At 44.4% G+C, this 5,852-nt stretch carries 7 protein-coding genes; 3 read left to right on the top strand and 4 right to left on the bottom strand.

The window, feature by feature from the left end; translation table 11 throughout:
• Positions 1 to 38 precede the first annotated feature (38 nt).
• From AB4653_RS11095 to AB4653_RS11080, 4 genes are all read right to left on the bottom strand, one after another.
• Positions 39 to 929, bottom strand: coding sequence for a hemin ABC transporter substrate-binding protein (locus AB4653_RS11095; protein WP_009845735.1), 891 nt, complete (start codon positions 927 to 929; stop codon positions 39 to 41).
• Between the two features lie 175 nt (positions 930 to 1,104).
• Positions 1,105 to 1,518 carry a biopolymer transporter ExbD gene (locus AB4653_RS11090; RefSeq protein ID WP_009845734.1) on the bottom strand — a complete coding sequence of 138 codons (414 nt, stop codon included), beginning with the start codon at positions 1,516 to 1,518 and terminating at the stop codon, positions 1,105 to 1,107.
• Positions 1,515 to 2,216, bottom strand: coding sequence for a MotA/TolQ/ExbB proton channel family protein (locus AB4653_RS11085; RefSeq protein ID WP_009845733.1), 702 nt, complete (start codon positions 2,214 to 2,216; stop codon positions 1,515 to 1,517). Before AB4653_RS11085 ends, AB4653_RS11090 begins: the two co-directional genes overlap by 4 nt.
• A 2-nt stretch (positions 2,217 to 2,218) precedes the next feature.
• The gene (locus AB4653_RS11080; RefSeq protein WP_009845732.1) at positions 2,219 to 2,980 is read right to left on the bottom strand and encodes an energy transducer TonB; all 762 of its coding nucleotides are present in this window, start codon (positions 2,978 to 2,980) and stop codon (positions 2,219 to 2,221) included.
• A 160-nt stretch (positions 2,981 to 3,140) separates the two neighbouring features.
• Here AB4653_RS11080 and hutW point away from each other — a divergent pair, with 160 nt between their 5' ends.
• The 3 genes from hutW to hutZ all read left to right on the top strand — a co-directional run bounded on the left by hutW (position 3,141) and on the right by hutZ (position 5,802).
• Entirely contained in the window at positions 3,141 to 4,550 is a 1,410-nt protein-coding gene (gene hutW, locus AB4653_RS11075; protein ID WP_009845731.1) for a heme anaerobic degradation radical SAM methyltransferase ChuW/HutW, read from the top strand.
• A 58-nt stretch (positions 4,551 to 4,608) separates the two neighbouring features.
• Positions 4,609 to 5,130, top strand: coding sequence for a heme utilization cystosolic carrier protein HutX (gene hutX, locus AB4653_RS11070; RefSeq protein ID WP_009845730.1), 522 nt, complete (start codon positions 4,609 to 4,611; stop codon positions 5,128 to 5,130).
• A gap of 141 nt (positions 5,131 to 5,271) precedes the next feature.
• Positions 5,272 to 5,802: a heme utilization protein HutZ gene (gene hutZ, locus AB4653_RS11065; RefSeq protein ID WP_004731858.1), complete on the top strand. Its 531-nt coding sequence runs from the start codon at positions 5,272 to 5,274 to the stop codon at positions 5,800 to 5,802.
• Positions 5,803 to 5,852: the final 50 nt, after the last annotated feature.

The raw sequence follows: 5,852 nt of genomic DNA, 5'->3' as shown, positions 1-5,852 counted from the left end.
AGCTATAGCGGGTAGATAAGCTATAGCGGGTAGATAAGCTATAACGGGTAGATAAGTGCGTTTAATCGCTTCGCTTCAGAAAGGCTTTCAAGACCAAGCCCTCCAACTAGAGCGCTGCCCTTTACGGTAATGATTTGCTTGTTCATGCCTGCTGGCGTTGCCGCTAGCATAGGTAACGATTTAAGAATGGCATCAGCGCCGCCCATTTTCTGGTAGCTACGGCCACTGACTAAAATCACATCTGGTTGCATTTCTACCAGTGATTCCATCGATAATGGCTTGTATGACGTTAGGCTTTGAGCCGCAGGGTTAACACCGCCAGCCAGTTCAATGATCGCGTTGGGTGATGTTTCACCGCCAGCAACATTTGCAGGACGGCCTTCATGCAGTAATAGGAACAGAACTTTCTTCGCTTCGTTGTTTGGTACTTGATTCGCTTTCAGTGCTGCGATTTTTTGATTCACTTCGGCTTTCACTTGCTGTGAGTGATCTTCGGTATGCGTTATCTTAGCTATTTGGTCGATTCGCTTTAGTAGCCCTTCAACGTTTGCTTCGGTGTTAACGATCTCGACATCGATACCCACAGATTTTAATTGAGAAATGGCATTGTCTGGCCCCATCTCATCTGAGCCAATCAGTGTGGTTGGCGATAAGGCAATCAATCCTTCTGCAGAAAGGTTTCTGTGATAACCAATCTTTGGCAGCTTTTTTGATTGAGGTAAGCGACTGGTCACATCAATTGCAATCAACTGCTCTTCAGCACCCAGAGCAAGAACTAATTCGGTAACGGCACTGCCAGCACTGATGATTCTAAGTTGTTTTACGTCGTCAGCGTTGGCGATAGGCGCAGCAAGTACCAACCCCATCGCCGCTATTGCGAGTAAATGTTTGTTGTTCTTTAATTTATTGAGCACTTTTAAGTCTTTCATAATAATTTATTTGTACTTTCTTTTGATGGAACGTAATCGCGAAGATGCTTTGTGAACAGCCTGTCCGCATGTTGAGTTTGAATTGATAGAGAGCTGGCTTTGGTTATTTGGTCTTATCAATCAAGAGTCCAATCTCATAAAAGGTGCTAGGTCTCATGAAAATTTAAGAGTCGTTCTAGCCTTCCTCCGTGAGTAGTTGGGTTGCTGGAATGCCGTTTTCTTGTAAGAACGACAACAACTTCACTAAGTTCTCTACGTTAGCTGCTTTATCGGCGCCAATGATGATTGGCTTCTTATCCGATGTGCCCGTTTCTTCTAACAGTGCGATCTTAAAATTTTCCCAGTCGATGTACTCTTGGCCGTTGATCGCCCAGTAAGGTTCGTGATCTAAGATATTGACGCTAATTGAATCTTTATGAACTTCAGAAACGTTTTTAATATCAGAACTCGGAAGCTCCACTTCTAATGACTCCAACTTCACTGATGCTGTCAGCAAAAGGAAAACCATCACGATAAATATAATGTCCAGTAAGGGTGTTAAATCCGGAACTAAGCTCTGTGTTTGAGATGAGTGTGGCGTTTTAATCATGCTTGGCTCACATCACCGATAGAGGCTTTGCTGACAGGAGTAGCTTGAGTGTCGCCAGACTGACTGGTTTGAATTGACATGCCTTCTAGCCAAACATTCACATAATTCAGAGTGTGTTCTAACTGAGCTAGCACTCGATCGGCCCATAGCCCGAGTAGTTGTGCTCCTGAAATCGCAGGAAGCGCAATCATCAAACCCGCAGCAGTGGTTCTCATTGCTAATCCAAGGCCGTCTGCCAAATCATTAGGTGTGATGCTGCCTGTTGTAGCGGCAACGCCTTTAAACATCTCAATAAGCCCAAGTACTGTGCCAAGCAGGCCAATTAGCGGACTGATGACGCCGATCAAGCCAAGCAGTCTTAAACCAGCATGAAGCTGGTGGCGTTTCTCTTGTAGCCAAATCCCTGCTGCATCTTCACGTAAACCTTTTGAGAAAGAGTGGTGAGCAAGCAGCATCGACACGCCCTTGTACAGCAGAGGTCGTTTACCAGAAATAGATTGTGCTAATGCTTCGATTTCTTTGCTATTGGTTGGTGAAATCTGATTGAGTTCATGACGAATAGCGCGTTTGCCAACCCCAATGCTTAGCATGACTTGGAAGATACGCTCTGCGATGATCATTGCTGTTAATGCTGAACAGATTAGAAGAGGCCATGTCATTAGGCCAAGTTGATCTTGTAAGTAACTGATTTGTTGCATGGTTAATCCAACTTAAAACGAACAGGTATTTGCACACGGTGAGCAATTGCTCGACCATTTACAGTATGAGGTGAGAACTTCCATTTCTTAATGGCTTTCAAGGCAGCGTTGTCGAGCATTAGTGCGCCTGATGAGTTGACTAATGCCTGTTTAATTTGTTTTCCTTCAGCATCTAACCAGATCTCATAAGTTGCGACACCTTCAACGCCTCGGCGCCTTGCTTGGCGTGGGTAGCTTGGTGGTGTTGGACGAGCTGAAAAAGAGGGCCTAGTGATTAACACCGGCTCTTGGTTAGATACGCCTTGATTAACTTGTCGAGGTTGGTTGGCGGACTCGTCCATATTTTTATCGACTTTTTTGTCGGCCAGCTTTTCTGGTTGAGTCACCGGTTTTTTTTGAATCGGCTTTTTCTCGGCTGTCTTCTCCACAACCTTTTTCTCTACTTTCTTGGGCTGAGGTTTATTGGTGATCGCTTTTTTCTTTGGTGCAGGTTTAGCTTGCTTTGGCTCTACTGCTTTCGGTTCGACAGGTTTAGGTTCTGGGTGTGAGACCGTTTCCTTGATTGGCTCAGGCTCAACTGGCTCTGTAACGGTTTTTTTCTGATCTTGTGAGGGAGCGCTCTTTGGAGTGAAGTTGATCGATACCGTGTTCGATTGGCTACCTGCAGGCATTGCAAAGACTTTGGATTCTTGAGCGACAAATAACATCGCCGCATGAATCACTAACGATGCACCGCCTGCAATAACATATCTAGGTACGTTCACATTCAATCCTTCACCAAATCTAAAATATGTATCGGATTATTGCTTAGAATCTAAATAAGATCAATTATCAATTGCATTATCATTTGCGTCTATTTATGATTCTCTCAGTTTTAGCAAACAGTCTTCCAGGCTTTGCTATATAAGTGTTTAGAGAGATTATATGAGCGTTGATATACATAAGTTTGATGAATCAATTCTGGGCATTTCTAGCCCAGACCCACTTCGTTTTGCATTTGCCAAAAAGCAATCTGCACATGCTGGGGGAAGCTCAATCCCGGTCGACCCGAGCAAGAAATTGGAAATCTTTGATGAATTGATGCTGAGTGAAGGAAAGAAACAGGATAAACGTTGTTTGTATATCCATATTCCTTTTTGTCGCGTGCGTTGTACGTTCTGCAATTTCTTCCAAAATGCCGCAAGCCGTAAATTAGTGGATGAGTATTTTGATGCACTGATGGTTGAGCTAATGCAAAAAGCCAAAACCTCTTGGGCTCAGTCTGGACTATTTCACGCCGTCTATATTGGTGGTGGAACACCCACCGATTTATCTCCTCTACAAGTTGAGCTGTTAGGTAAGGCTATTCGTCAACACTTCCCATTAGCGAACGATGTGGAAATGACCTTAGAAGGGCGGATTAATCGATTTGGCGACGAGATGTTTGCTCGTTCGCTGGAAGGTGGCTTCAATCGTTTCTCATTCGGGATTCAAAGTTTCAATACTCAAGTTCGACGCAGTGCTAAGCGCTTGGATGACCGAGAAGTTGTGTTGGAACGTATCAGTTCACTGAGTCGCACTGAACAAGCGCCTATCGTTCTTGATTTGCTATACGGGTTGCCACACCAGTCTATGGAAGTATTTCAACAAGATTTAGAAGACTACATGTCGACTGGCGCACACGGTATTGACCTCTACCAACTGATTGTTTCGGGCAACGCGCCTATGCTTAATCTTGTTGAGAAAGGAAAAATCCCACCACCTGCTAATACGCCAGATAAGGCGAGTATGTACTTGGCGGGCGTTGAGTTCATGGCAAAGCACAAGGTTAAGCAACTGAGCGTGAATCACTGGACTCGTGATAACCGCGAACGCAGCATTTACAACAGCTTAGCGAAAACTTATGCCGAAGTTCTACCCATTGGTTGTGGCGCTGGTGGCAACATCGGTGGTCATGGTGTGATGCAACATCGAACTTTAGACAGCTACATGGAGTCTATAAAGCAAGGTCAATTGCCAATAGCCATGATGACCAAGCAAAGCTCACTAGAGCCAATCTTCTCTTCATTGAAAGCCGGTTTTGATTCTGGTGTTGTAAGAAGAAGTACGTTGCCGAGTTTTATGGGGCAAGACACGTTTGACTACCTGAAGCCTCTGTTTTCACATTGGGAAAAGAATGGCCTAGTTGATCTTTCGGAAGATTACCTGAGCCTGACTATAGCTGGCAGCTTCTGGGCGGTAAGTCTTGCACAGAGTGTGATTCAAGTGCTTAACACTGAGTATCAGACCTTGCACCCAGCACCAACTGCCTCTGGCTTGGGTGCTCACCCGCATGCAAGTTTGAAGCACGCTTAATCTCGAATTTTTAGTTTATAACTTACGTAAATCACTCGTTTATACGGAAACTTATTCAATGACAGATACAACATTCGCAATGACAGAAACTTTAGAACAACGTGTCGCACGCATTCTAGAAGAAGAATCAAAACTGCTTCCTACAGCGATTGCTGAGAAGCTAGGTGTTTCAGAGGTTGAAGTTGTCGCTGCTTTTCCTGGAGACATGGCGGTGATGTTAGATGGCAGCCGTGCTCAAGATATTCTAGAAGGTTTGGTTGGTTGGGGCCCAGTGACCACAATTATCCATTCATTTGGCTCAATCTTCGAAGTAAAGGCGCCGTTCCCTAAAGGCAAAGTAGCGCGTGGTTACTACAATCTGATGGGTAAAGAAGGCGAGCTGCATGGCCACTTAAAACTGGATAACATCAAACATATTGGTTTGGTGAGCAAGGCGTTCATGGGGCGTGAAAGTCATTACTTCGGTTTCTTCAGTGAAACAGGCGAGAACATCTTTAAGATTTACCTAGGTCGCAATGAAAAGCGAGAGCTGATTGTCGACCAAGTTGAACGCTTCAAAGCACTAAAAGAACGAGCTTAAGTACAGTCAACATCAAGCTTAAATAAGATTGCCAGCTAGCTTAAAGAAAATATGAATGCTCGAGGTCCACTTAGTTTACTAATGAACGCTCAACCTCGGGTAAAAATAATAAATAAGAGAAAGTGAAGAAAGGAATTATCGATGGAACAACAAGTAAAACAAGAACGCCTACAAGGTCGCCTAGGTCCAGAAATCAAAGAGTTTCGCCAAGAGCGCCGTACCCTTCAACTTGCAACGGTTGATGAAGAAGGTCGCCCGAACGTAAGTTACGCCCCTTTCGTTCAGAACCAAGAAGGTTATTTTGTTCTAATTTCTGATATTGCTCGTCATGCTCGTAACTTGAAAGCAAACCCTCAAGTCTCTTTGATGATGATTGAAGACGAAGAGAGCTCGAAGCAGCTTTATGCACGTAAGCGTTTAACGTTTGATGCTCAGGCAAGTGTTGTAGAGCGTGAAACGGAGCTTTGGACTCAAGTGATCGGCCAGATGCAAGAGCGTTTCGGCGAGATCATTGATGGTTTAAGCCAACTTCAAGATTTTTCTCTATTCAACCTTAAAGCAGAGAATGGCCTGTTCGTAAAAGGTTTCGGTCAGGCATACCAAGTATCTGGCGACGACTTAGTGGATTTCGTTCACCTGCAAGAAGGTCACAAAAAAGTGTCTAACGAGTAAGCTCGTTTAACGGATTACTTTAGGAGCCCTCTAATGTGAGGGCTTTTTTG

It is taken from the genome of Vibrio sp. 10N.222.48.A3 (assembly GCF_041475345.1).
Classification (GTDB): Bacteria; Pseudomonadota; Gammaproteobacteria; order Enterobacterales; family Vibrionaceae; genus Vibrio; species Vibrio tasmaniensis_A.
The sequence above is the reverse complement of the archived record's forward strand: the minus strand, read 5'-3'. Positions and strand labels throughout refer to the sequence as shown.

Coding starts and splice junctions, on each gene's coding strand:
- AB4653_RS11095 (WP_009845735.1), bottom strand. CDS start 929: ATGAAAGACTTAAAAGTGCTCAATAAATTAAAGAACAACAAACATTTA.
- AB4653_RS11090 (WP_009845734.1), bottom strand. CDS start 1,518: ATGATTAAAACGCCACACTCATCTCAAACACAGAGCTTAGTTCCGGAT.
- AB4653_RS11085 (WP_009845733.1), bottom strand. CDS start 2,216: ATGCAACAAATCAGTTACTTACAAGATCAACTTGGCCTAATGACATGG.
- hutW (WP_009845731.1), top strand. CDS start 3,141: ATGAGCGTTGATATACATAAGTTTGATGAATCAATTCTGGGCATTTCT.
- hutX (WP_009845730.1), top strand. CDS start 4,609: ATGACAGATACAACATTCGCAATGACAGAAACTTTAGAACAACGTGTC.
- hutZ (WP_004731858.1), top strand. CDS start 5,272: ATGGAACAACAAGTAAAACAAGAACGCCTACAAGGTCGCCTAGGTCCA.